Below are 24,558 nucleotides of genomic sequence, written 5' to 3'. Positions count from 1 at the left end.
GATCGAACGGCTATGAGGCTTCACTCGGACGCAAGTTTCTTACAAGAAACCGTCAAAAGCCAGTCCGGCTCCGCTCGTGCGTTGATGCCGTTCGCAGATCTGAACGGCACGGAATCTTCAGGCTGCGCGGCTTCCACGGGCACGCCGGACACAAAAGGGAAATGGATTTGTTTGATGGAGAAAAACGTCCCAATCGCTAGACGCTGCGGCTTTTTTGGTGGATACGTTGACGAACTGGCATCCCGATTCGACATCGAAGCGTTTCCTAACTAAAGGTTCCCTCTATATGGAACAAGCTCGTGTGAACCATCACCAGGGTTTCAACCGGACAGCCAGCTGCTAAATCGGAGGACCTCGACTCCGAGAGGCTCAGAACGAGGCGAAAGCCGAGGCCGTTCCCTCCGGAAAGCGAGTGTCCGCAGATGCAAGGTTATTCACCTGAAATTACGTTATCAACACTCTGAAAACACGCAGAGGAAAGACCCTCTGCGTGTTTCTTATTGATTATAAAAACAGTAGCTGGCACAGTTATCAGTAAACGTGCGGCTGATCGTACGAAATCGCAGCTTTACGATTTTGAAAATCGGCTTCCGGGTAGTACGTATTTTTTACAAGCAGGTTCGGACCGAGGCAGGAGACTGCCGGACAATGACAGGAGAGAGAAGCCGCCGTAGCAGACTGCTGCCATTGTTGGAAGGCTTCCGGAAGCGTGTGATCGAATATCGTTCCGAGCTCTCCGTCAGCATGAAAATCGGTGACGTGAATCGATCCGTCGAAAATGTTCAGATTCAAACGGGACCGGCCGTCAGGATCATTACGGACCGTCACATTCGGCTCTGACTGAAGCCGCTTCAGCAGTTCCAAATCCCGTTCGTCAGAGCTGCAGGCGTAAAATGGAAGTGTACCGAACAGCATCCAGAGGCTTTTATCACGAACATCGAGAAGGCGGTGAATCCCTTCTCTTATTTCATCCAGTGAAGAAGTTTCCAGATGTGAAGCAAAGCTGGTCGGATACATAGGGTGAACTTCGTGCCTGGAAGCGCCCATCGATACAATTTGCTCGTGAATAGACTCAAGGTGAGGCAATGTTCGCTTATTGAGCATCGTTTCAGCTGAAATCATCACACCCCGGCGGCTGAGTTCGAGGCTGTTTTCCACCATCGTATGAAACGCTTTTTCCCTGACCTGCTCCGGCGGCTTTTTCTCCATAACAGCGAACCCGATATCCGAAAAATCGTCAACGCTGCCGTAATTGTGTGAAATGTGAAGGACGTCCAGAAAAGGAAGGATTTCCTCATATCGTTTCAGCGGCATCGTTAAATTTGAATTAATTTGCGTGCGTGCGCCTCTCTCATGGGCATAGCGGAGCAGCGGAACGACATAGTTTCGTACGGATTTCATGTTCAGCATCGGCTCTCCGCCGGTGATGCTGAATGCTCGCAGAAATGGTACAGTATCAAGACTGTTCTTAATCTGCTCAAATGAAAGTGCATCCGGATCTTTCTGCTGCAGGCTGTACCCGACAGCACAATGCTCACAGCGCATGTTACAAAGGTTTGTCGTCGTAATTTCTATGTTTGATAAGACCGCCCGGCCAAATTCGGTTTGATCCATATAAGCTTCCCAGGGATCAAACGCCGGTGAAATGGTCGTTATGTTCGCCATGCTATCGTCCTTTCTGCTTTTATTATCTGATTTCAAAGCAGGAGTAATACTGCCATACATAGTTTAACAGTTCCAGTCTGTTAGCAGGAGATTTTTCGCAAAGAGTGCAGGGGAATATAATTGAGTTTCTTCGTCTGCGTGATAAAATAGGACATTGGATAAAGAAAGGAGCATCACAGACATGAACAAACAGGAAAAATGGACGAGCCTGCATGACCGGATGGAAAGGCTCTCGCATATGGTGGATCAGCTGGATCCTGAACGTACAGAGGTGGAGGACATCGACCGGATGATTGCCATGCTGGAAGAGCTTGAGGAAAAGTGCCGCCAGTATCGCAGCGAAGAGGAGTGAACGTTCATGCCGACGATTTATCTGATCCGTCACGGCCAGTCCGAAGCGAATGCAGGCGGTATCATTCAAGGTCAGTCTGATTATCCTCTCTCTTCTCTTGGAAAGAAGGAAGGGAAAGCAGCAGCAGCCTGGATGAAGCAGGTGCATATAGATGCCATTTACGCCAGTGATCTCCAGCGGGCTTCGCGGACGGCGGATTACCTGGCAGAATCGCGCGATGTACGTGTTGCGACAACACCGCTGTTAAGGGAAGCGGCTCTTGGACCGCTTGAAGGAAGAACGAAACATGAGATACTTGCAGCGTATCCGGAGCTGAAAGAAAAAAGGCTTGCAGCCTCCGGCATAGCCGGCACAGAAAGTTTTGAAAGCCTGACGGAACGATGCAGAAAGCTCGTGCAGCTGCTCTCCTCCCATCAGGAAAGCGCGGTCCTTGCAGCCGTTTCTCACGGTGGGTTTATCAGTATTCTACTGACGTATCTTTCGGCTGGTGATAGCTGGACACATGTACACAATCCGTATGTGATCGCGAATACCGGGATTACGAAAATAGAGCTTCGAAACAATGGAGCTGCTTATTTTCATTTCGTCAACAGCACGGTCCATACAGAAGCTGACATGAAAAGGAGCTGATCGACGTGGCCACGACAACGGTTAAACTTTCAAAACCGTATCGGTTTGATCAGGCATTGAAGCGCTTATCGATCGATCCGCTGCTTCGCATCGATCATACTCATCAGGAACTATTCGTACCGCTTTGGATCGATCAGAAGCCGGTTCCGGTGCGGTTGCAGCAAACAGGATCGTCGGATAAACCGGTTTTTCAACTGGAGTGGGAGCAGGCAGATGGGAAAGCAGTTGCTGCAGAAATCGCTCGTCTCTTTCAATGGAATACGGATTTGGATGCAGTGGCTGATTCCTTCAAAAAGACGGAACTGGATCCGCTTTTTCAGGAATTTCGGCATACACCGTTTGTGTGTGATTTTCAAACGTACGGTTCTCTGATGAAAACCATCATTCACCAGCAGCTGAACATGACGTTTGCCTTTACGCTGAGTACCAGGTTTGTGCATGAAGTCGGTTTTGAGAAGAGCGGTGTCTGGTTTTATCCGTATCCGGAAACGACCGCATCCCTTGAAGTCGCTGATTTGAGACAGCTTCAATTCAGCGGGAGGAAAGCCGAGTATGTCATAGACACTTCCAAGCTCATCGCAAATGGCACTCTGTCGCTCGATCAGCTTGCCCGGACAAATACAGAAGAGGCGATCGCTGCTCTGAAAGCAGTGCGCGGAATCGGACGCTGGACTGCCGAAAACTTTCTGATGTTCGGGTTAGGTGAACTTGATTTATTCCCGGTACAGGATATTGGTATTCAAAACGGCTGGAAAAAGCTTCACGATATGGACCGGAAGCCGACTGCGGATGAACTGGATGAAGTTGCAAAAGCGTGGCCTCCTTATCGGACATACGCTGCCCTGTACTTATGGGAGAGCATTGAAAGTCCGCCATCATAGAAAGGAGAATGACCATGGCTCAAAAGCAGGTAACGATAAAGAAAGGCCAGCGTTTTCCGCTTACAATTAAACGGCTCGGCATAGACGGAGAAGGTGTGGGATTTTTTAAAAAGCAAGTTGTTTTCGTTGACGGTGCACTGCCGGGCGAAGAAATCGTCTGTGAGACAGTCAGTGTTTCTCCGAAATTTGCCCGGGCTAAGCTCGTGAAGATTCGTAAACCTTCCTCTGACAGACAAAAAGCACCCTGTCCAGTTTATGACCGGTGCGGAGGATGTCAGCTGCAGCATCTGACTTACGACGCTCAGCTGCGGGAGAAGCAGGATATCGTCCGGCAGTCATTTGAACGCTATACATCGATTAAAACGGATCCTATCTTAAAAGAGACGATAGGGATGGAGCATCCCTGGCGATACCGGAATAAAGGGCAGATGCAGGCCGGAATGCTGAATGGAAGAGTGATAGCAGGATTGTACGAGAAGCATAGCAATCGACTGTTGAACATCGATGCCTGTATCGTCCAGCACGAGACGATTGATCACGTTACCAACGAAGTCAAAGCGGCGGCCGATGCGTGTGGAATTTCTATTTATCATCCTAAAAAGCATAAAGGTTTTCTGCGGACGATCGTAACCCGGCAGGCATTTTATACAGATGAAACTCAGCTCGTCATCGTGACGGCTGCAGAAACGTTTCCCGAGAAAAAAGCGTTTCTTTCTGAAATCCGCGACCGTCTCCCGCAGGTAAAATCGATCGTGCAAAATATTAATGAAAAGAAGACACCGCTCGTATTTGGAGAAAAAAGCCTTCTGCTTGCAGGAGATTCAGCTATCCGGGAGACCCTTTCCGGAAACATATTTGAACTTTCTGCAAGAGCATTTTTTCAACTGAACCCGTCCCAGACGATTACGCTTTATAATGAAGCAGTTAAGGCGGCCAGACTTACCGGCTCGGAACATGTAGTGGACGCTTACTGCGGAACCGGAACGATTGGCATCTGGGCAGCGGCTCAGGCACGTGAGGTCAGAGGAATGGATACGATTCAGGACGCGGTAGAAGATGCCAGACGTAACGCTGAACTGAACGGACTGGACAACCTTACATTCGAAACCGGCCGTGCTGAAACTATTCTTCCGGCCTGGGAAAAAGAAGGCTGGAAGGCAGATGTTATTATCGTAGACCCGCCGAGGACCGGTCTTGATGAATCACTGCTTAAAACGATCACGAAAACGAAGCCAAAAAGGCTTATCTACGTATCGTGCAATCCATCAACGCTTGCAAAAAATGCAGCCGTACTCGCAGAGAAAGGAAGCTATCAGCTTGAATCTCTGCAGCCGGTTGATATGTTTCCGCATACGGCCCAGGTTGAAACCGTGGCCTCGTTCGTTCAAGCTTAAGCATAAAATGAACAGAAATCCGATTGTAAGAGAGCGACTCCAGCTGCCGGGGCCGCTCTTTTTTGTATCCGCGTTTAACCATTCGGAAAACATGTAGAGGAGCTGATAAGTTCTGGTTTGCAATAAAATAATAACAATGTTCACGAAAGTCTTATAAAACGAACTAGGTGCTGTTTTATATTAAAAAATAATTCATTAGTTACTTTTTGTTCATTAACGTTCGTTATACAGAAGTTAATCACCCTATGAACTAACGATATATTGTATAAAAGAATATTTAAAAGGAATATTTACCTTCATTTCTGCATAATTTCAGACAGGAAGTGGTATAGGACATTAATTGTCATTATCGAAGGAGGGTACGGCATGTCGGAAGAACAAAAAAGCAACGATAAAAATTACGTACTTACAGGTTCCCTTATTGGTGCCGGAATTGGATTTTTATCCAGCAGCAAAGGGGCGCGCACGCTGCTTTCCAAAGCAGCGAAAACAGAAGCTGCTCGGGCGCTTGGTTTTCAAATGAGACGCACGCTTCAGGATATGCTGATCGAACAAGCTTCAAACAATCTCCGTAAACAAGTCGACGGCTATTTTCAGAATATGGAAAGCGGGCCGGCTCAAAAGCTGATGGAGGCAGGCAAGGACAAGTTGCTTGGTTCCGGAAGCGATTCCGGCGATAAAGAGAGCGACAGCAGCGACAGTGACTTGAACGACAGGTTGGACCGGCTGGAAAAAATGGTATCAGACCTCGCAGATAAAAAATAATCGAAAGGCGGTAATTTATTATGGCAGAAGAAGAAAAAGATGAGAAGCAGCAGGAAAACGAATCCGGCAGCAAAGGGCCGGGAACGATTAAATCTACATTTGTAGGAGCCGTTATCGGCGGCGCCGCCGGCTACTATTTCAGCCCTAAAAATCGTGAAAAACTGATGGATAAGTGGGAAACGATTGACAAAGAAGAATGGAAAAAGAAAAGTGCAAGCCTTACTGAAAAGCTGAAGGAAAAGGCGTCCGGTTCAGGCGGGTCGCTGAAAGAAAAAGTGAAAGAACCGATGAAAAAGCTTCTCGGCGCAAACGACAGCGATAACGAAAATAGCGAAGATAACGAAGAAGCGGATGAGTCAGAAGAAACGGAAGAAACGGAAGAAGAGTCAGTTGACGAAGAAAGCAACAATAAAAGCAGTACAGAAGAAGAAAACGAACAGCTGAAGGACCGGATTAACAGCCTGGAAGAGAAGCTGGAAAAGCTTATCGCATCGAGTTCGGAATCCTCCGATGAGGAAGAGGACGAAGAAGATAGCGACGAAGAAGCCGATGAGTCCGAAAGTGATGAAGAAGAGGAAGAAGATGATGAGAGCGGATCCGGAAAAGAAACCGAAGTAGAAGGAAAGTCCGGATCCTCCAAAAAGAAATAGAAACAAAAAAGGAGCTGCACTATGCCGGGAATTAAAAACGAAAAAGACGTTATTCTTCAAATGATGATTGAAGCCTGCAATGACAATGAAGACTACACTCTTCCGGTTACAGTGAATGTGAACGGCTCCATAATAAGCGGTGATCTTATCGGAGCTGAACGTTATTTCACTGAATTTAAAGAAGCGTTTAATACAGATCTGGATGCAGATAAAGGCATTTATGAAAGTCTTGAAAAAGCAGCCGACAAACTGAGTTCCGGAGAAGAGCCGGAGATCAACTATATTCACATCGCAGGCGCTAAGTTATTCGACGAATCCGGTACAGCTCTTCCTTCAAAAGGAGATGTACTATGGAGAGGGAAGCTGAAAGAGGTAGACGGCTTCTTTTTAGGAAAAGTAAAAGAGTCGTCATAAAGGAGGTGCTTTAATGGCTGAAGAAGAATCCTCCGACGGGATCATTGATAAAGCGAAAAAAGTAAAAGATAAAGTTAAAGGTGAAGTAAAAGATGAAGTAAAAGACGAAGCAGAAGATGCTGTGGATTCACTGGAGGATCATTTCCCGGAAGTAGACAGAGCGGAATCTGCCTTCAAAATTGCCAAAGACTTATATGATAAATTTCAGCACGCGAAAGAAAAGAAAGAAGAATTTAAGGAGAATTTTGAAGAAGCCGGAGAAAAGCTGAAGGAAACGGCTGAAAAAGCGAAAGATCGAACCGAGGATATTAAGCACGAATTGAAGGGCCAGGCGGAAAATGCGAAGGAAGAAGTAAAAGACAATGCCCTTACCAGCCATGATTCTGACGGTGGAGACGGCGTTAAAAAAGCGAGTGACATCAAAGGGTACTCCAGCGTGAAGGGGGCGAGCCGCATTAAAGGGGCGGCGCAGTTAAAGAAGTATTAAAAATTTACGGAGAAGGAGAGATAGTGAAATGGCTATTCAGAAGAGTACCGATTCATCCAGTCTTGCAGAGGTAATTGACCGCATTCTTGATAAAGGGATTGTTATCGACTTGTACGCACGTATCTCACTCGTCGGCATTGAGCTGATCACGATTGAAGCACGAGTCGTTATTGCAAGTGTCGATACATGGTTAAGATATGCGGAAGCAGTCGGCCTGCTTCGTGACGAAGTACAGGGCGAAATTGACAGCGACCTTTCTGACAGCGGCAGGGAACAGCTTAACTTTGCATAACAAATAAACAGTTCAGGAGGACGGTACTATCGTCCTCCTCTTTACCATGCAGTGAAGGAGGGATTTTCGTGAAGGCAAATGATCTGATAAACGCAGTTAAAGATTTTTTTGAGGAACATTTATCTCCTGTACACAGAATTACCGCTATTTCGAACAAAGGCAACTACTGGGAAGTCGGAGTGGAAATGATCGAGGAGAAAGAATATATGAAACGTTACGGCCGCGATCAGCTTGTTGGAACTTATATGGTCCGAGTTAATAGTAAAAATGAAGTAACCTCGTTTGAACGGACCGCTCTGAGACAGCGTACTTCCACAGATATTTATCAGGAACAGGAGGCAGAATAGGTATGGCTGCGCAGAAGCAGGCACAAACAAGACGGGAAATCAGCGCGAGAAAAACCGGTGGAGTGCGCAGTGCACCTTCACAATCACTTGGGAAGCCTGCTGAGAAAAAGCAGGAGCAAAAAAAACCGACTACAGAACAGGCTCCCTACATTAAGACCGATGAGATCAACCATTATATTCACCGGATCTCAAGGGTGCTTGCTGCAGGCTATCCGGTGCATGTCACCGGCCGGGCGGGGGCAGGTAAAACTGCTCTCGCAATGGAAGCAGCGAGAGACAGAGGACGTCCGGTAACGCTCATTACAGGCAACCACGAGATGAATAACGAAGATTTATTAGGTGGAATTACAGGAGTAACGAGTACAAAACTCGTCGATAATTTTATCCGCCAGGTATATAAAAAAGAAGTGAACATCAAGGAAGACTGGACTCCCGGCAGACTGGTGGAAGCCTGTGAAAAAGGGCATACGGTCATTTACGATGAATTTTCCCGCTCCACAGCGGAAACAAATAACTTATTTTTGTCTATATTGGAAGAAGGACTCGTTCCATTATACGGGACAAAGCAGAAAAAACGGTACGTGAAGGTGCATCCGGAATTTCGCATATTGTTCACATCAAATCCGGAAGAATATGCTGGTGTATTTGAAAAGCAGGATGCACTGATGGACAGGCTCGTGACGATGGAAGTACATTATACGCAGAAAACGATGGAAACCATTGTGCAAAAGCGTGCAGAGGTGCGTCATAAAGATGCGAAGATGATCTGGAGCCTTCTTCGTAAAATAAAAGATGCTACAAAAGCTGAAAACGGTTTTGTCAGTCTTCGGTCTGCTCTCATGATCACCTCCGTTGCGAAAAAGGCAAATATCGCTCTGGAGCCAGACAATAAAGACTTTGCTGAAATCTGCACCGATATACTGAGCGGAGAGCTCGTCCGCTTTGGAGGTGCGCCGGACTTCCAGCAAGCTGCGGCAGCAGTACGGAAAGGCCTTAAAGAAGTGCAGGGGGAATAGAAATGGGATTTTACATGTTCGCTGTTATTCCGGGAAAGCAAAAGATGACGGTCCGTCACGTCACCTTCGACGGAACGGAATATCCCGTACGTACAATTTCGTATAAAGATGTAAGTGTTGTCGCAGCTGAAGCTCCGGTTCAGATCTATGAACCAAATAGAAAAAATGCAAAAGCGCATCAGGATACCGTAGCAGCTGTTATGAAAGACTGCACGGTGATCCCTGTCAGCTTTGGAAATGTCGTGGAGTCAGAAGCAGATGTGAAAGAATTTGCCAGCCAGCTCTATGGTAAGTTTAAGCAGATCTTTCCGAAAATAGAAGGAAAGATGGAAGTTGGACTGAAGCTGACCGGAAAAAAAGAGTGGATGAAGGAACAGGCAATGAAGAATCCGGCCCTGAAAAAAATGCAGCAGCAGCTGAATAATCGATCAAGGCCTTCCACCTACTACGAAAACCTGGCAGCCGGAGAAGCATCAAAAAAGTTTGTTACATCCTTCCACGAAGAGTTTGAGAAAGAAGTATTTCAACCGCTGGCCCGGATCGCGGATGCAGCTAAATCAAACGAAACGATCAACGAACGCATGCTGCTGAACGCAGCGTTTCTAATCGATGCTGACAAAGAAGAGGCTTTCGACTTGGAAGTGAACCGTATTTATGAAAAATGGAAGGACCGCATTGATTTTTCCTATACCGGTCCATGGCCTGCCTACAATTTTATTGACTTGAAAGTGAAAGCAGGAAGCCCATGATTTTTAAATTGTTCACCTGGCCAATAGACACAGTGAAGTTTGTCGGTGAGAAGGTGAAAGAGGAAGTCGATAAAGAGCTGTATGATCTGGAAACGATTCAGAAGAAGCTGGCGCGGCTGCAAATGATGCTGGAACTCGGAGATATCTCAGAGGAGGCATACGACAGCGAGGAAGCTATTCTGCTTGAGCGATACCGGATTGCAAAGCAGCTGGAACAAGAGGGGGGATAATCAATGCCGCTTATATACGTATTCGGGTTTGTGCCGGAGGGAAATGAAAAACCCGGCCTTCCCGGAATTGAACCTCAAACGGAAGTAGCATATGTTACGTCAGACGGTATTTCTGCAGCCTGCTGCGAGGTGCCCGAATCTGACTATGATCAGGAAGCCTTACAAACTAACGTAGAAAACATGCACTGGCTGAAAGACAGAGCCTATCATCATCATCATATTATGCATGAACTTCAGCAGCATGCCTCCATGGTCATACCGCTGAGTTTTGGCACCGTGTATGAGAAAAAGGAAGGGCTTTTGTCTCTTCTGAATGAACGAGCTGCAGACATGAAGCGCTTGTTTTCAGAGCTGCAGGGAAAACAGGAGTGGAGCATGAAGCTCTATGCTGACCGGAGTGTTTTTGATCCGCAGTTTCAGCAGACAGAAGCGGACATTCAGGCTAAATATGAAGAAATTGAGCAGCTGCCGCGAGGAAAGCAGTTTTTTGAGAAAAAAAAGCTCAGTAACTGGCTGAAGGAGAGAGCGGATCAGGAGCTGAAAAAGAAAGGTGAACAGCTGCACAGTCTGCTGGAGCCGCATACATCAGATTCAATCCGGAAAAAGGTGTGGGAGAAGAAGCTGAGCGGCCGCACAGAGGATATGGTCTGGAACGGAGTTTATCTGTTTAAAGATGAGGAAGCTGCAAAGGCAGCAGCCGACATACTAAGAGGCGAGCAGGAAAAGTTAACGAAAGAAGAGACCGGCATAAAAATAGAAGCAGCCGGACCTTGGCCGCCCTATCATTTTGCAGTACTGGAAGAGAAAGAAACGACCAGTTAGGAGGAAAAGAGAGTGCTTCAGGAACTGGATAAAGATAAAGATGTTGCGCTGCTGGACGTGCTCGATGCAGTACTGGAAAAAGGCGTTGTGCTAAAAGGAGATATCATGATTTCCATTGCAGATATCGACCTGGTTTACCTGGACTTGCGTATTCTGCTGACATCAGTCGATACGCTGATCAAAAGTACGGAGCGCAAGCATGAAATGGAGGAGGAATCGACATGAATCAAACTCCGGAACTGTTAAACAGCCACCCGGGCAGAGTGTCGCTTGATCCTGATAAAGCTCAGGAAGGACTGGCCGAGCTGGTATTGACGGTCATTGAGCTTGTCAGGCAGCTGGTGGAACGTCAGGCGATGAGACGGGTGGACAGCGGCACGCTGTCCGATGAAGAAATTGAGAGGCTCGGCGAAGCTTTATATACGCTTGAAGAGAAAATGGAAGAAATGAAAGAGTATTTCGGACTGACCGCAGAGGATCTTAATATCGATCTTGGACCTCTCGGGAATCTACTATAAAAGGAGCCGATTCGATTATGTCAGATTTCGATGCGATAAAGCACCCAACGGCCTCAAACAGTCTTGTAGACGTGTTGGAAACCGTACTGGATAAAGGTGTAGTGATTGCAGGGGATATTTCGATCAGTCTCGCTGAAGTTGAGCTCATTACGATCCGTATCCGACTGCTCGTTGCTTCTGTGGATAAGGCAAAGGAGATTGGAATGGACTGGTGGGAAACCGACCCTTACTATTCATCAAAAGGCGTGGAGCTGCAGCGGGAAAACAATGAACTTCATGATAAAATCCAGCGGCTTGAAGACAGACTGCTCGCTCAGGAAGAAAGCAGTAAAAAGTAATATCGCCGACAGGAAGGCAGAGGAATCCGTAAACCGGTGCTCTGCTTTTTTGGTGTGGCAGTGCGGCTGTCATTTCTTTATAATGGAAAGAGCTGATACATAAAGGATTTCATAAAATGCGGGGGGTGAAGGCTATGGAGGCAGCTGTCATTTTTTCAATGGGATTGCTGCTGATGCTTGCAATTAACTTCCTCGGCAGGCGGTTCATACCTGGTGTCAATCAATCTGCAGATCAGCTGATTATCATTTCAATACTGCAAGCCGCTGCAATTGTTCTCATCATCTTATTTCTTTTTTGAGAATAAGATTACGAATCAAGGGCTTTAGCCGGCAGAGGGAAGGGAGTAACGAATGAACACGATGTGGCTTATTTTCTGGGTGCTGCTGCCGCTGTTTGCTTTTATGAGCATCCGGAGAAGACGAATGGCAGGCTTGAAAGGCTGGAGAACGGCCGTAACCCCTGTAAGTATGCTGAGTGCGGCAGTCATCATAGCAGTACCGTATACGTTCGCTCTGCCGTATGAAACACCTGCTGCCGCGGCAGCCTTCATCCTTCTGATCATTGGAGCGTTTTTTACAAAATACAACCGCGCCCCCGTACAAGAGACAACGCAGCTTTAAAAAATCACTGTTCCAGTTCCAGGCATACTTGATAAGCAACTGGTACGACATACGTTTGTCAGAAACGGGCCTGTGCCCGTTTTTTTGTGCTGGAGAAAGCAGTGAAATAAAACGAGCGCTGGACAGGAGAACGAACGGACGGATCAAACGATTAGGTGGAACTAAGAAAAATCGAGCAGTCGCCTGTCGAGGGCTTACATTCGGCTATTTCTCTGGGAAAACCTCTATTTGTAGTGAGAAGACCGCGGCTTCACTCGGACTCAGGCTTCTCGCGAGAAGCCTTTAAGACCCGGTCCGGCTCCGCTCGCGCTTTTATGGCCGTTCAAGATCGAACGGCTATGAGGCTTCGCTCGAACCCGGGCTTTTCACGGATCCTCTACAGCCGATGAGCTTTTTTTCATACAGATGTATGCTGCTTATCGACCCCCGCGCTGTTCTGGCAGGAAATGTTGACTGTAAAAACAACGTTGCGGATGGCAAAAGCCCAACGCCCGACAATTGTAACAGAGCACTCAATGAAACGAACTTACCAGCGGTCAAAAGTAACTTACGCAACATAACAGACCGTTATAACGAATAAAACAACGTAAGCCTTCGCAAAAGTAACTTAGCACGAGGGAAATCGAACAGTCGCCTAAAATCACGGATGCGATGGTGTCGCTGGATGACCCAGACTGCCCGTAGCATATCTGGTGAATGCTGCGAAGCACTGGCATCACTAATCATTAAAGAGACGTCGTATGGGGGAAGGTTCAGCAGGCTCGTGCTAATAGAAATCAGGCGTTTCACCTGTCCTGCCAGCTGCTGAATTCGGAGGACCTCGACTCCGGCAGGACCAGAACGCGGTGAAGATCCGGCGGACAGCTGGAGGAAGCGGTTAGCCGAGGCCGTTCCTTCCGGAAAGCGAGTACCCGAAGATACGATCCACCTAAACCGAGATTTTCGACACGCTGAACTATGTGAAGCATTTCATAAACGCTATCGCAGCATAATGCAGCGAAAAAAGATTTCATGTGGTTTCATATATTTCAAGATTCGAAATAGATCGTGAGAACCTTGATGCGTAAGGCTTTAGGCATATCATACAAGATTGATGTAATTACATGTATATCCAGAATCTTATAAAAATTTGAAAATAGTAATTGCTAAATGTGTAACAGTGTAGTAATTTATTTTTTAAGATATAATTTTTTGAATATTTCTAATTGCGTACATACTAACAGTTTAACCGGGGGGACAACATGAGCAGAAAAGTACTCGACGTAAAGAATCTGCAGACGCATTTCTTTACCGACAGCGGCGAGATCCCTGCCGTGGATAATGTCAGCTTTCATATTAATGAGGGAGAAGTGCTCGGAGTAGTTGGGGAGTCCGGATGTGGAAAAAGTGTCACATCACTTTCGATCATGGGGCTGGTGCCGAATCCGCCGGGAAAGATTGTTGGAGGTGAAATTCTGTTCGAAGCCGGAGACGGCGGAAAGATGGATTTAACAAAACTAAGCGGAAAACAGATCCGTGCTATTCGCGGAAACAAATTGTCCATGATTTTTCAGGAGCCAATGACCTCCTTGGATCCACTCTATAAAATTGGCTTTCAAATTACCGAAGGATTAAGAAAGCACCGTAAGCTCACTAAAAAAGAAGCGCATCAAAAAGCTGTGGAAATGCTGAAAATCGTCGGTATTCCCCGGGCAGAGGAAATTGCATATGAATATCCACATCAGCTTTCAGGAGGAATGAGGCAGCGCGTCATGATCGCGATTGCGATGGCATCTGATCCGGAAATTCTGATTGCAGATGAGCCGACCACGGCACTTGATGTGACTATTCAGGCTCAGATTCTTGAGCTCATGAAGAATCTGAACCGTGATAAAGGAACAGCAATTCTGATGATTACCCATGACCTAGGGGTCGTAGCTGAAATATGCGACAGAGTAGTTGTCATGTATGCCGGTAAAGTAGTGGAGCAGGGGGATGTTCGCACGATCTTAAAAGCACCTAAGCATCCGTATACCGTCGGACTGATTCGTTCGCTGCCAAAGCTGTCAGGTCGAGATGAACGATTGTATTCCATTCCGGGCAACGTTCCTAAGCCCGGCTCCGTCCAAACTGGATGTCGGTTTGCTGCAAGGTGTGAACACGTTTTTGACCGCTGTCTGACAGAGAATCCGGAGCTGCTCAAGATTCGATCAGGGCATGACTGCCGCTGCTTCCTTTATGACTCGGAAGGGGGTGCTCCCCATGAGCCAGCAGCCACTGCTTCAAGTCAAAAACCTTAAGAAATTCTTTCCGATAAAGGGAGGCGTGTTTGGCCGCCGAATCGGGGATGTGCAAGCTGTAAACGATGTGTCTTTTGATGTATATGAAAAAGAAGTTCTCGGAATTGTCGGGGAGTCAGGATGCGGAAAATCAACAACTGGCAAATCCATTCTCCGTTTGATTGAACCGACAGCAGGTGAAGTGCTGTTTGAGGGAAAAGATGTTACCTCTCTCTCTCAGGAAGAAATGCGCAAGATGCGCCGCGATATGCAGATTATCTTTCAGGATCCGTATGCGTCGTTGAATCCGCGTCATAAAATCGAAAAAATTCTCGGGGAGCCGCTGATCGTTCACGGCATTGGTACGAAGGAGGAACGGCGAAAAAAGGTAGAAGAAATTCTGGAAATTGTCGGCCTTCCGCCTGAACATGCTTCCCGCTATCCGCACCAGTTCAGCGGAGGGCAGCGTCAACGAATCGGGATAGCCCGGGCGCTGATTGTACGTCCGAAACTGATTATCTGCGATGAGCCGGTTTCTGCGCTTGACGTATCGATCCAGGCCCAGGTGCTGAATTTGATGGAGGATCTTCAGGAGCAATTCGGACTAACGTATGTTTTTATTGCACATGATTTAAGTGTTGTAAAGCATATCAGTGACCGGATCGGTGTGATGTACCTTGGGAAAATGGTTGAGCTTGCAGATAAAGATGATCTTTATGCTGAGCCGCTGCATCCCTATACGCAATCTTTATTGTCCGCAGTGCCGGAGCCGGATCCTGATCTGAAGAAGGAACGCATTATTTTAGAAGGGGATGTTCCCAGTCCTGCGGATCCGCCTTCCGGATGTCCATTCCACACAAGGTGCCCGCACGTCATGGAAGAATGCCGCAGCGTCGTACCTGAATTCAGAGAAATCAGAGCTAACCATTTTGCTGCCTGTCACCTCTATAAGGAGGAACGTACTCGACAGTCGGCAGAAACCACTATAGAACACCAATCATAAAGGGGGAAATGGAATGAAAAAGTCTCTTGTACTGACGTCCGTTGCTGCAGCTGCACTGCTTTTTACGGCCTGTGGCGGAGATAACAACGAAGGGAACACGAATGTTGACAACAACGCTGAAGCCAACAACGCTGCAGACGATGGTGCCGAGGAGAATGATGAGGCTGGTGCTGAGGAGGACAACGATGGCGGTGAGGAAGCAGGGACGCCTTCAGAGGATCAGACACTGATCTTTGCCAGAGGCGGTGATTCCGTCAGTCTCGATTATGCGAGCGTTACAGACGGGGAATCCTCCAGGGTAACGGAACAAATTTATGAGTCGCTGCTCAGCTTTGAAGAAGATTCATTTGAAATTCAGCCAGGCCTTGCAGAAGACTGGGAAGTGCATGACGACGGAACTCGTTATACGTTCCAGCTGAGAGAAGGCGTCACATTCCATGATGGAACGGACTTTAATGCCGATGCGGTCAAACTGAACTTTGAGCGCTGGGCCGATCCGGATCATGAATTCCACTTTGCAGATGAGGGATACGCATACAGCGTTTATGGTACACAGTTCGGTGGTTTCGAAGGCGATGATGGGCACGTTATTGATGAAATCAACGTACTCGATGACTATGAAATCGAGTTTGTGCTGAATCAGCCGCTCGGCTCCTTTATTCAGAATATGGGCATGAGCTACTTCTCCATCACATCTCCTGCCGCTTTTGAAGAGTATGGTGCTGAGATTAACGAGAATCCGGTTGGTACGGGGCCATTCCAGTTCGTAAGCTGGTCTCGTGATGACTCGATCGTGTTGGAGAAGTATGAGGACTACTGGCAGGAGGACCTTCCAAAGCTGGACCAGGTGATTTTCCAGGTGATTCCTGACAACTCTGCTCGTCTGACGGCACTTCGATCAGGGGAAATTGACATTATGGATGGTCTGAACCCGGATGATTTGGAGCAGCTTGATGGTGAGGAGGGCGTTCAGACGTTTGAGCGTGCTACCAATAACATCGGTTATCTTGGCTTTAACGAAGATAAAGAGCCGTTTGATGATCCAGAGCTGAGACGTGCGCTCAACCATGCGATTGACAAAGAAAACCTCATTTCCCTTCTTTACGCTGATAAGGCAGAGCCGGCAAAGAACCTGATTCCGCCTGACTACCTCGGCTATAATGACGAGATTGAGGCATATGAGTATGATCCGGAGCTCGCGCAGCAAATGCTTGAAGATGCAGGCTATGAGGACCTCGAGTTCGATCTCTGGACGATGCCGGTTGCGCGTCCTTACATGCCGGATCCTCAGCGTGCTGCAGAGGTTATGCAGGCAAACCTGGATGAAATTGGCGTAACGGCTAACATCGTCAGCATGGAATGGGCGACTTATCTGGAACAGACAGAAGCCGGTGAACATGACTTGTTCATGCTCGGCTGGTCGGGTGTTAACGGAGATCCAGATTACTTCTTCGGCAACCTGCTGCACTCAGATGCCATTCCTGGTGGTAACCGTAACTTCTACCGCAATGATGAAGTAGATGCGCTTCTCGATGAAGCGAAGGTAACGATCGACGAAGACGAGCGTGCAGAGCTTTACATGGAAGCGCAGGAAATCATTCATGAAGAAGCACCGATGATTCCACTCGTACACTCGATTCCGGTTCTCGCAGGCAGCGAACGGGTTTCTGGTTACGTTCCACATCCATCTACCAGTGAGCCGCTTACAAATGTTGAACTGATGGACTAACCGTAATTTGATGCAGCGGGCAGGTTGCCTGTCCGCTGCATTCATTATGTAAAAAATGGATACATACGCTGTAAGGCAGCGGGGGGTGCAGGCAATTGCTTTCATATACAATAAGAAGACTGCTTATGCTCATTCCGGTGCTTATCGGAATGTCGCTGATTACATTCTCCATCATTCATCTAATACCGGGTAACCCTGCCCAGACGATTCTCGGCGAGCAGGCTACACCGGCTGCGATTGAACAGCTGGAGGAGCAGCTTGGGTTGAATGAACCTTATTTTGTGCAATATACAGAATACATGGCCGGATTACTGCAAGGCGACCTGGGTAATTCGCTAAGAACAAATGCTGCTATTTCTGCGGAAATATGGCCGTTTCTCGCAGCGACGATTGAGCTGACGTTTTTCGCAATGGTGTTTGCTGTCATCGTCGGTGTCAATGCGGGAATCATCAGCGCATGGAAACAAAATTCTATGTTTGATTACACAGCCATGCTGATCGCACTCATCGGAGTATCGATGCCGATCTTCTGGTTAGGCTTAATGCAGCAGTGGATTTTTGCTCAGGAGCTCGGATGGCTGCCCGCTTTTGGCCGTTCGAACCCGCGGGATCCTGTGGAAACAGTCACCCATTTTTATCTGATTGACACCTTGCTTTCAGGCAGACCTGATCAGTTTGTTACCTCGCTGAAGCACCTTGTACTTCCGGGAATCGCGCTTGGGACGATTCCAATGGCTATTATTGCGAGAATGACCCGCTCCAGCATGCTGGAGGTTCTGCGCTCTGACTACATCCGCACGGTGCAGGCAAAGGGAATCAATCACCTTTCAATCGTATACCGGCACGGATTTAAAAATGCCGTTATACCGGTGTTAACGGTAGTCGGTCTGCAGACCGGAACGTTGCTCGGCGGGGCGATTTTAACAGAAACGATCTTCAGCTGGCCAGGTATCGGCAGGTATGTGTTTGAAGCGATCGGTACTCGGGATTATCCTGTTATTCAGTCCGGGATTCTTGTCATTGCTACGATGTTTGTATTTATCAATCTGATTGTGGATCTCTTGTACAGCTATATTGATCCGCGTATTAAATATTAGGGGGAGAGGAATATGGAACAGGCTAAAAAACAAAAAAGCCCCATTCCAGGCCCTGAGCAAGACGAGGCCGGTACGGTGCTCCCGGCACCAGCCTCTCCCTGGAAGGTTGCTTATAAAGAGCTGAAGAAAAACAAACTCGCTCTCGTCGGATTGTTTATCATTGCCTTTTTTATTCTGACGGCGATTTTCGCACCGCTGCTGACGAGCTATCAGCCACAATCGATCAATGCCGGACCGAGGCTTCAGTCACCAAATGCAGATCATTGGTTCGGGACAGATGATCTTGGACGGGATATTTTTACACGAATTGTTTACGGTGCGAGAATATCATTGATGGTCGGTTTCTTTGCTGTAACCGGCGCGCTCTTTTTCGGCTCTCTGCTCGGCATAGTGGCCGGATATTTCGGGCGCTGGATCGACATGATTATTTCGCGCATCTTTGACATTATGCTCGCCTTCCCGTCCATTTTGCTTGCCATTGCAATCGTGGCTATTCTAGGTCCATCGCTTCAAAATGCCTTAATTGCAATTGCGATCATTAATATTCCGATTTTTGGCCGGCTCGTTCGGTCCAAAGTAATTTCAATACGGGAAGAGGAATATATTCTGGCTGCAAAGGCTCAGGGAATGAAAAGCGGAAGAATCCTGATTCACCACGTATTGCCAAACAGTACAGCGCCAATCATCGTACAGGCGACGCTCGGTTTTGGTACTGCTATTCTGGAAGCAGCAGCACTCGGCTTTCTCGGGCTTGGAGCGCAGCCGCCGACGCCGGAGTGGGGCAGCATGCTGTCTGATGCGAGGCAATATATTCAAAGTGCACCATGGACGGTATTGTTTCCGGGGCTTTCCATCATGCTCGTTGTACTTGGCTTCAATATGATTGGAGACGGACTCAGAGATGCACTTGATCCAAAAATGAAAACGTAACGATTAAAAGACGTGTGAAACAATCTCAGACCGCACACTGCTTTATCCTGTTTAATAACCCTGTCGAAACCTGACAGGGTTTCATTTATGTGCACGCTCGTTATAATGCCGGAGCGGATCATGTTTACAACAATATTAAGCAGGTCAGTGCTTTTTACCTCTGCTGTAATCAGCTATACTAGATTAGGAAAGGGGGCTGCTATGATGAGTGGTCAAAACCGGGCATCGGTTACTCCGGGAGCAAAAGTATCTGTTGTACAAAAGAAGGATCAGCAGACAGGGAAGCTGACAGAGGGCGTTGTCAAAGACCTGCTGACTAAATCTGCAACACATCCGCACGGGATTAAAGTGCGTCTGGAAGACGGTACCGTAGGGCGTGTAAAAGAAATTCTGGATCAGAAGCAGTAAACGATATGGAACGCTTCGCTGCCAGCTGGCGGAGCGTTCTTTTTTAATGAATTGCAGACGGGAGCGTACGATATGTCATTTCTATTTGCAAAACAAAGGAACTGGACGGTGCTTGGCTTTTTATGGGCAGTGACAGCTTTCATGACAGCATGGCTGACGGCTGCGCGAATAAATCTCGGCGGGTTTGGACTGCTGGAGGCTGCAGCAGCCCTGACTTCGCTGCTCGCTGCAGTTGTCAGCTTTTATTTCCTGCGGCTGCACCGCGTTGAATTATTTCGAACAGAGGAAAAAGGGATTTATATTCATGAAGGTCCAGCCAGAAAAAAACGTCTCGTGCCATGGGGTGAATTATCTTACACAGTGTGGGCAGAGGAGGGCTGCATACTCGTAAAAACGGGAGGGTCTCAGGAGGTATTGCAGACAGATATGCTAAGAGAAGAAGATATCTCTCTGTTTTATGAACAAATAGGGGAAAAACGTCCCGTTTATAAGCGGATAAGCTAAGGTTATATGACGGCGTGACGGGGTATAGATTACCACCTGTATCAGTCGTAAATATTCATTAAAAATTTCAGACGTTTATCATGGCTTTGGTACGGGTTAACACGTTTATAAAATGAACTGCGGTATAAACTACAGGCAAAGAGCCTGGGGTTTCAAGCGGTCCCGCACCAGCCAGGAGGACATCTTATGAGAAAAGCAGAGGAATGGACGACACTGCTCTCGATTGGAACGGGGGGCGGCACAATTGAACTGAAAGGCGCTGAGCGGAAAGATGGAGGGTGGGATTTCCGCCTCCGTACGGATGAACCTTCGAAAGGAGTTGCGTATCAGACGTCGGGAGGAGGAAAAGAGGACGGTCTCCACCTTCTGAGCCATATTGCCTGGCTGTCTTTGTATCCTTTATATGTAAACCCGGTGATTGCAAATGCGGTTGAGAAGCGGGTGCTGCATCATAAATACAGAAATGAATCATCATTTATGGCCTGGCTTGAAGCCTGCTATCCGGAAGCAGAGCAAAAAGCTGCACTGCTGGCAAACTGGCTGTTAACGGCTGAACGGACGGTGTTTTTTACAGGAGCAGGTATGAGCACGGAATCTAACCTCCCTGATTTCCGGTCGAAAGAGGGATGGTGGAGGCGGATCGATCCCCGAACAGTCGCAACGCCGGACGCATTGAATGATGACTATCCGCTGTTTAAGGATTTTTATGCTGCAAGAATGAAGTCGCTCGAGGCAGCTGTCCCGCATGCGGGATATCACGTTATCTCATCCTGGGAAAGCCGCGGCATGGTTCAGGCTGTGGCTACTCAAAACGTGGACGGCCTGCATCGCAAAGCAGGCAGCCGGAATGTGTACGAGCTTCACGGCAGGCTGCAGGCCGTCAGATGTTCCAGGTGCGATGAACAGGCTTCGGAGCAGGATTTCCGCCGAGGGATACCATGTCAGATTTGTGGCGGCAAACTGCGGCCGGGCGTAGTTCTTTTCGGGGAAATACTGCCTGAAAAAGACTGGGATGATGCTCTCGCAGCCGTTCAGCAATCAGATCTCATCATTACGATCGGAACCAGTCTGGAAGTGTATCCCGCCAATCAGATCCCTCTCATGTCCAGCGGCAGGTCCGTTTATATTAATTCAGAGTACAGCGGTGCGGCGGCTGATTTTGATTTGGTCCTGGAAGGCCGGGCGGGAGAGATTTTGCAGCAGGTTGACCGGCTGCTGAAAAGTGTAAAGAAATGATTATTGCTCAATATTTCACAAAGTCGACATGTTTTTGTGGTAAATATGATTTTTCAGCGACTGATTTCACGGTATAATGGAATCAGTTATTATCTTTATACAATTATGTGTAACATTGAACAAGAGAAAGGGGCACCTGTAATGTTCATGCTTACAGCATTAAGTGCAATTATTCTTCCTTTTATTTTTTTGGTCGTGATGCGCCTGCCCGCAAAAAAAGGCATGCTGTATAGTGCTGTTTTGTTTATATTCCTTGCCGGACTGGTCTGGCAAATGGAGCTTATCGTCCTGTCTGCTTCCATTTTGGAAGGGTTCCACCAGGCTGTCACGATCCTCTTCATTCTGCTTGGCGCTATCGTCCTGTTAAATACGCTGAAACGCACTGGTGCTGTCGTACGAATCAATCAGGGATTCCGGCGTGTTTCAGGAGATATGCGTGTTCAGGCGGTGCTTACAGCATTTTTGTTCGGAAGTCTGCTTGAAGGAGCGGCCGGGTTTGGCACACCGGCTGCCGTCACCGGTCCGCTGCTCGTCGCCCTTGGATTTGCGCCAATGGCAGCAGCCTCTCTGGCGCTTATCGCAGATAGTACGGCTGTTTCCTTTGGAGCTGTCGGAACACCGGTTATCATTGGGCTTGGGGGAGTTCCAGGAGCTGACGCAGCGCTCTTCCAGGAGACGGCGGTCCGCATCACCGCAATGGATATCGGAGCAGGAACGTTTATTCCGCTCCTGCTGATTTTTGTACTTACTTTTTTTGCAGACCGAAAAAACGCTTTGAAAGACACACGTGAAATGGTTCCCTGGGCATTATTGACAGGGATAAGCTACACAGGATCCGCCCTTCTGTATGCCATATTATTCGGTCCTGAATTCGTAGCTATCCTCGCTGCATTGACCGCACTTGCAGTCGCAGCTGCGACAGCGAGTTACGGTATACTGATGCCGAAAACGGAATGGAAAAAAGCGCTTGATCAAAACGATGTCCAGGAAGAAGAAACGCCGGACATGTCGCTTCTTGCAGCATGGAGTCCTTATTTTATCGTCATCGGCCTGCTTCTGCTGACGAGAATTGTCGAGCCGGTTCAGGAATTTGCACAAACAGCGGTGGATTTATCGTGGACAACGATTCTAGGAGTGGAAACAGCCTCTTCTACGTGGCAGGTGCTTTATTCGCCGGGCGCTGTACTTCTGCTCGCCGCTGTGCTTTCTGTATTCGTTCAGCGTAAAAAGCTCGCCGTAGTCAAAGAAGCGGTGATGGAATCACGCAAGATGGTGACAGGGGCCGCTCTGGCGCTATTTCCTACACTTGCTCTGGTCAACGTGTTTATTAATTCCGGAGTTAATGCCGGTGATCTTGTGTCGATGCCGGAACATATTGCCGTTATGCTTGCTTCCGGCCTTGGGAGCGTCTGGCATTTGGCTGCCCCGTTTCTTGGACTTCTAGGATCGTTTATAACCGGGAGCGCAATGGTATCAGGTCTGACGTTTGCACCGATTCAGACGTCTGTTGCGTCTGCAGCCGGCCTTGATCAGACGCTGGTGCTCGCCCAGCAGACTGCCGGAGCTGCAGCAGGAAATATGATTTCTGTTCACAATGTCGTGGCAGCTGCGGCCGTTGTCGGACTGGCGGACAAAGAAGGGGATATCATCAGGAGGACGGTTTTTCCGGCGTTAGGCTACGCAGCCCTGATCGGCATCGCAGGTTCGATTCTGGCCGGCGCAGCAGGCTTGTTTTAACGGTCACTCTTCGGACTATGCGTTTCACCAGGTTCGTATGCTACACTGATAGAAAGACATGGTGCTGCTTTGACAGGATACTGTTGAAGCAGCATTTGCTTGTGAGACAGCAGAAGCAAATGGAAGGAGAAACTCCATGCATCTAACTCAATATACGGATTTTTCACTGCGTGTACTGATGTATACAGCGGTCCGGCCTTCAGGGAGATTGTCACAGATTAAAGATATATCAGAGGCTTACGGCATTTCCAAAAATCATTTGATGAAGGTCGTTTACCGACTCGGAAAGCTTGGTTACATAGAGACAATCCGTGGAAGAAACGGCGGAATACGCCTTGCGCTGGAGCCGCAGGATATTAATATCGGTGAAGTTGTGAGACATACGGAAGATAATTTCCATATGGTGGAATGCTTCAACAGCGAAACGAATACGTGTCCGATCACACCCGCATGCAAGCTGCAGTTTGCTCTTTCGGATGCACTCGCGGCTTATCTGGATGTGCTGGACCAGTATACGCTGGAAGACATTACGGATAACAGGGATGCGTTGGCAGCCCTTCTAAAACAGTCTGATTAGGAGGAGTTTACATGCAGGAATTGAAAAAGCTGTCTGATCGCTTTTATTATCTGACTCCCGTAGAAGAAACAGACCGGCCGATTCTCGGAGCAGTGGTAGGGGATAACCTGACGTTGTTAATCGATGCAGGTAATTCAGAAGCGCATGTGCGCCTGTTTCTGGATGAATTAACGCGGAGCGGTGTTCCTGCTCCGTCTCTTGCTGTTTTGACACACTGGCACTGGGATCATGTTTTTGGAGCATCTGCGTTGAACAGAACACCTGTTATCAGTACCGAAGCCACCAAAACAGAGCTAAAGCGGCTGTCGTCGTACACGTGGGACGATGAAGCTCTCGACTTACGAGTAGACTCTGGAGAAGAGATTCTGTTTTGTGCAGAAGCCATTAAAAAAGAATTTCAGATGGAGCGCTCTATTCGTATTCATATGCCGGAGATCACGTTCAACGACGAGCTCGTGCTCGATCTCGGCGGTATCACATGCCGGCTTGTGCATGCAGGCGGTGATCACGCGCCAGATCACTTAATTGTCCATCTTGAAGAGGAGGATATTCTGTTTGCCGGAGATATCACAGCTCCGAATTTGTACGCTTCCTCCTGGCACTACACTTCTGAAGGAACGAAGCAGCTTGTCGAAAAGCTGAAGCCTTTTTCTTCTTCACAGAACATTATTTCGCACTGGAAGCCGTTGTCAAAAGAAATGTTCACAGAGGAGCTGGAGCTGCTTGAAAAAACAGCTTTATTGAGCTCACAGGCAGAGAATGAAGCCGATCTGAAACAGCTGTTAATGAACGAATACGGGAAGCCTTTATTCGAGGAAGAAGAACTGGCAGCGCATTATTTTATGAATGGTAAACAGCTGTGAGACTGAGCGTCTGCAAAGCGGACCGATGCAGCCGTTAAAAAAAGA

General features: G+C 47.9%; 32 protein-coding genes. 31 read left to right on the top strand and 1 reads right to left on the bottom strand.

Annotated elements, in window-relative coordinates; all coding sequences use genetic code 11:
• Nucleotides 1-84 precede the first annotated feature (84 nt).
• Nucleotides 85-273: a hypothetical protein gene (locus HCN83_RS09830; protein WP_168006788.1), complete on the top strand. Its 189-nt coding sequence runs from the start codon at nucleotides 85-87 to the stop codon at nucleotides 271-273.
• A 258-nt stretch (nucleotides 274-531) separates the two neighbouring features.
• Here the strand turns inward: HCN83_RS09830 and yfkAB are convergent, their stop codons facing one another.
• Nucleotides 532-1,665, bottom strand: a complete 1,134-nt coding sequence (gene yfkAB, locus HCN83_RS09825; protein WP_168006786.1) for a radical SAM/CxCxxxxC motif protein YfkAB — start codon at nucleotides 1,663-1,665, stop codon at nucleotides 532-534.
• Between the two features lie 181 nt (nucleotides 1,666-1,846).
• On the opposite strand from yfkAB, the gene HCN83_RS09820 reads away from it, so the two are divergent.
• From HCN83_RS09820 to HCN83_RS09675, 30 genes are all read left to right on the top strand, one after another.
• Complete coding sequence (locus HCN83_RS09820) at nucleotides 1,847-2,017, top strand: SE1561 family protein (protein WP_168006784.1); 171 nt, start codon at nucleotides 1,847-1,849, stop codon at nucleotides 2,015-2,017.
• A gap of 6 nt (nucleotides 2,018-2,023) precedes the next feature.
• On the top strand, nucleotides 2,024-2,647 hold the full coding sequence (locus HCN83_RS09815; protein WP_168006782.1) for a histidine phosphatase family protein: 624 nt from the start codon (nucleotides 2,024-2,026) through the stop codon (nucleotides 2,645-2,647).
• Between the two features lie 5 nt (nucleotides 2,648-2,652).
• Nucleotides 2,653-3,528, top strand: coding sequence for a DNA-3-methyladenine glycosylase (locus HCN83_RS09810; protein ID WP_168006780.1), 876 nt, complete (start codon nucleotides 2,653-2,655; stop codon nucleotides 3,526-3,528).
• A gap of 14 nt (nucleotides 3,529-3,542) precedes the next feature.
• Nucleotides 3,543-4,922 carry a 23S rRNA (uracil(1939)-C(5))-methyltransferase RlmD gene (rlmD, locus tag HCN83_RS09805; RefSeq protein ID WP_168006778.1) on the top strand — a complete coding sequence of 460 codons (1,380 nt, stop codon included), beginning with the start codon at nucleotides 3,543-3,545 and terminating at the stop codon, nucleotides 4,920-4,922.
• Between the two features lie 366 nt (nucleotides 4,923-5,288).
• The gene (locus tag HCN83_RS09800; protein WP_168006776.1) at nucleotides 5,289-5,687 is read left to right on the top strand and encodes a hypothetical protein; all 399 of its coding nucleotides are present in this window, start codon (nucleotides 5,289-5,291) and stop codon (nucleotides 5,685-5,687) included.
• Nucleotides 5,688-5,707: 20 nt separating this feature from the next.
• Entirely contained in the window at nucleotides 5,708-6,337 is a 630-nt protein-coding gene (gene gvpT, locus HCN83_RS09795) for a YtxH domain-containing protein (protein ID WP_168006774.1), read from the top strand.
• Between the two features lie 21 nt (nucleotides 6,338-6,358).
• Nucleotides 6,359-6,751, top strand: coding sequence for a gas vesicle accessory protein GvpU (gene gvpU / locus HCN83_RS09790; RefSeq protein ID WP_168006772.1), 393 nt, complete (start codon nucleotides 6,359-6,361; stop codon nucleotides 6,749-6,751).
• Between the two features lie 13 nt (nucleotides 6,752-6,764).
• Complete coding sequence (locus tag HCN83_RS09785; RefSeq protein WP_168006770.1) at nucleotides 6,765-7,238, top strand: hypothetical protein; 474 nt, start codon at nucleotides 6,765-6,767, stop codon at nucleotides 7,236-7,238.
• Between the two features lie 28 nt (nucleotides 7,239-7,266).
• Entirely contained in the window at nucleotides 7,267-7,530 is a 264-nt protein-coding gene (gene gvpA / locus HCN83_RS09780) for a gas vesicle structural protein GvpA (RefSeq protein WP_168006768.1), read from the top strand.
• A gap of 68 nt (nucleotides 7,531-7,598) precedes the next feature.
• On the top strand, nucleotides 7,599-7,877 hold the full coding sequence (locus HCN83_RS09775) for a gas vesicle protein GvpO (RefSeq protein WP_168006766.1): 279 nt from the start codon (nucleotides 7,599-7,601) through the stop codon (nucleotides 7,875-7,877).
• A gap of 2 nt (nucleotides 7,878-7,879) precedes the next feature.
• Nucleotides 7,880-8,893: a gas vesicle protein GvpN gene (gvpN, locus tag HCN83_RS09770; protein WP_168006764.1), complete on the top strand. Its 1,014-nt coding sequence runs from the start codon at nucleotides 7,880-7,882 to the stop codon at nucleotides 8,891-8,893.
• A gap of 2 nt (nucleotides 8,894-8,895) precedes the next feature.
• Nucleotides 8,896-9,642 (top strand): GvpL/GvpF family gas vesicle protein, encoded by a 747-nt coding sequence (locus tag HCN83_RS09765; protein ID WP_168006762.1) that lies wholly within the window; start codon nucleotides 8,896-8,898, stop codon nucleotides 9,640-9,642.
• On the top strand, nucleotides 9,639-9,872 hold the full coding sequence (locus HCN83_RS09760) for a gas vesicle protein GvpG (protein WP_168006760.1): 234 nt from the start codon (nucleotides 9,639-9,641) through the stop codon (nucleotides 9,870-9,872). Before HCN83_RS09765 ends, HCN83_RS09760 begins: the two co-directional genes overlap by 4 nt.
• 3 nt (nucleotides 9,873-9,875) lie before the next feature.
• Nucleotides 9,876-10,694: a GvpL/GvpF family gas vesicle protein gene (locus HCN83_RS09755; RefSeq protein WP_168006758.1), complete on the top strand. Its 819-nt coding sequence runs from the start codon at nucleotides 9,876-9,878 to the stop codon at nucleotides 10,692-10,694.
• A 12-nt stretch (nucleotides 10,695-10,706) separates the two neighbouring features.
• A complete protein-coding gene (locus HCN83_RS09750; protein WP_168006756.1) occupies nucleotides 10,707-10,919 on the top strand; it encodes a gas vesicle protein GvpJ in 213 nt (70 codons plus the stop codon).
• Nucleotides 10,916-11,212 (top strand): gas vesicle protein K, encoded by a 297-nt coding sequence (locus HCN83_RS09745; RefSeq protein WP_168006754.1) that lies wholly within the window; start codon nucleotides 10,916-10,918, stop codon nucleotides 11,210-11,212. Before HCN83_RS09750 ends, HCN83_RS09745 begins: the two co-directional genes overlap by 4 nt.
• Before the next feature lie 17 nt (nucleotides 11,213-11,229).
• Nucleotides 11,230-11,550, top strand: coding sequence for a gas vesicle protein (locus HCN83_RS09740; RefSeq protein WP_168006752.1), 321 nt, complete (start codon nucleotides 11,230-11,232; stop codon nucleotides 11,548-11,550).
• Nucleotides 11,551-11,684: 134 nt separating this feature from the next.
• The gene (locus HCN83_RS09735) at nucleotides 11,685-11,849 is read left to right on the top strand and encodes a hypothetical protein (protein WP_168006750.1); all 165 of its coding nucleotides are present in this window, start codon (nucleotides 11,685-11,687) and stop codon (nucleotides 11,847-11,849) included.
• A 52-nt stretch (nucleotides 11,850-11,901) separates the two neighbouring features.
• On the top strand, nucleotides 11,902-12,171 hold the full coding sequence (locus HCN83_RS09730; protein ID WP_168006748.1) for a hypothetical protein: 270 nt from the start codon (nucleotides 11,902-11,904) through the stop codon (nucleotides 12,169-12,171).
• Nucleotides 12,172-13,412: 1,241 nt separating this feature from the next.
• A complete protein-coding gene (locus tag HCN83_RS09725) occupies nucleotides 13,413-14,450 on the top strand; it encodes an ABC transporter ATP-binding protein (protein WP_168006746.1) in 1,038 nt (345 codons plus the stop codon).
• Nucleotides 14,413-15,432, top strand: coding sequence for an ABC transporter ATP-binding protein (locus HCN83_RS09720; protein ID WP_168006744.1), 1,020 nt, complete (start codon nucleotides 14,413-14,415; stop codon nucleotides 15,430-15,432). The genes HCN83_RS09725 and HCN83_RS09720 overlap by 38 nt, the downstream gene beginning before the upstream one ends.
• Before the next feature lie 13 nt (nucleotides 15,433-15,445).
• Nucleotides 15,446-17,161 carry an ABC transporter substrate-binding protein gene (locus HCN83_RS09715; RefSeq protein WP_168006742.1) on the top strand — a complete coding sequence of 572 codons (1,716 nt, stop codon included), beginning with the start codon at nucleotides 15,446-15,448 and terminating at the stop codon, nucleotides 17,159-17,161.
• A 95-nt stretch (nucleotides 17,162-17,256) separates the two neighbouring features.
• Nucleotides 17,257-18,258, top strand: a complete 1,002-nt coding sequence (locus tag HCN83_RS09710; protein WP_168006740.1) for an ABC transporter permease — start codon at nucleotides 17,257-17,259, stop codon at nucleotides 18,256-18,258.
• 12 nt (nucleotides 18,259-18,270) lie between these two features.
• Nucleotides 18,271-19,188: a nickel transporter permease gene (gene nikC, locus HCN83_RS09705; protein ID WP_168006738.1), complete on the top strand. Its 918-nt coding sequence runs from the start codon at nucleotides 18,271-18,273 to the stop codon at nucleotides 19,186-19,188.
• Between the two features lie 204 nt (nucleotides 19,189-19,392).
• Nucleotides 19,393-19,596: a YwbE family protein gene (locus HCN83_RS09700; protein WP_168006736.1), complete on the top strand. Its 204-nt coding sequence runs from the start codon at nucleotides 19,393-19,395 to the stop codon at nucleotides 19,594-19,596.
• A gap of 72 nt (nucleotides 19,597-19,668) precedes the next feature.
• Complete coding sequence (locus HCN83_RS09695; protein ID WP_168006734.1) at nucleotides 19,669-20,100, top strand: hypothetical protein; 432 nt, start codon at nucleotides 19,669-19,671, stop codon at nucleotides 20,098-20,100.
• Between the two features lie 186 nt (nucleotides 20,101-20,286).
• Nucleotides 20,287-21,336: an NAD-dependent deacylase gene (locus HCN83_RS09690; protein ID WP_343033698.1), complete on the top strand. Its 1,050-nt coding sequence runs from the start codon at nucleotides 20,287-20,289 to the stop codon at nucleotides 21,334-21,336.
• 141 nt (nucleotides 21,337-21,477) lie between these two features.
• Nucleotides 21,478-23,073 carry an L-lactate permease gene (locus HCN83_RS09685; protein WP_168006732.1) on the top strand — a complete coding sequence of 532 codons (1,596 nt, stop codon included), beginning with the start codon at nucleotides 21,478-21,480 and terminating at the stop codon, nucleotides 23,071-23,073.
• 136 nt (nucleotides 23,074-23,209) lie between these two features.
• Nucleotides 23,210-23,650: an Rrf2 family transcriptional regulator gene (locus HCN83_RS09680; RefSeq protein WP_168006730.1), complete on the top strand. Its 441-nt coding sequence runs from the start codon at nucleotides 23,210-23,212 to the stop codon at nucleotides 23,648-23,650.
• Between the two features lie 11 nt (nucleotides 23,651-23,661).
• The gene (locus HCN83_RS09675) at nucleotides 23,662-24,513 is read left to right on the top strand and encodes an MBL fold metallo-hydrolase (protein WP_168006728.1); all 852 of its coding nucleotides are present in this window, start codon (nucleotides 23,662-23,664) and stop codon (nucleotides 24,511-24,513) included.
• Nucleotides 24,514-24,558: the final 45 nt, after the last annotated feature.

The sequence above is a fragment of the Alkalicoccus luteus genome (genome assembly GCF_012034335.1).
Lineage (GTDB): Bacteria > Bacillota > Bacilli > Bacillales > Salisediminibacteriaceae > Alkalicoccus > Alkalicoccus luteus_A.
The sequence above is the reverse complement of the archived record's forward strand: the minus strand, read 5'-3'. Positions and strand labels throughout refer to the sequence as shown.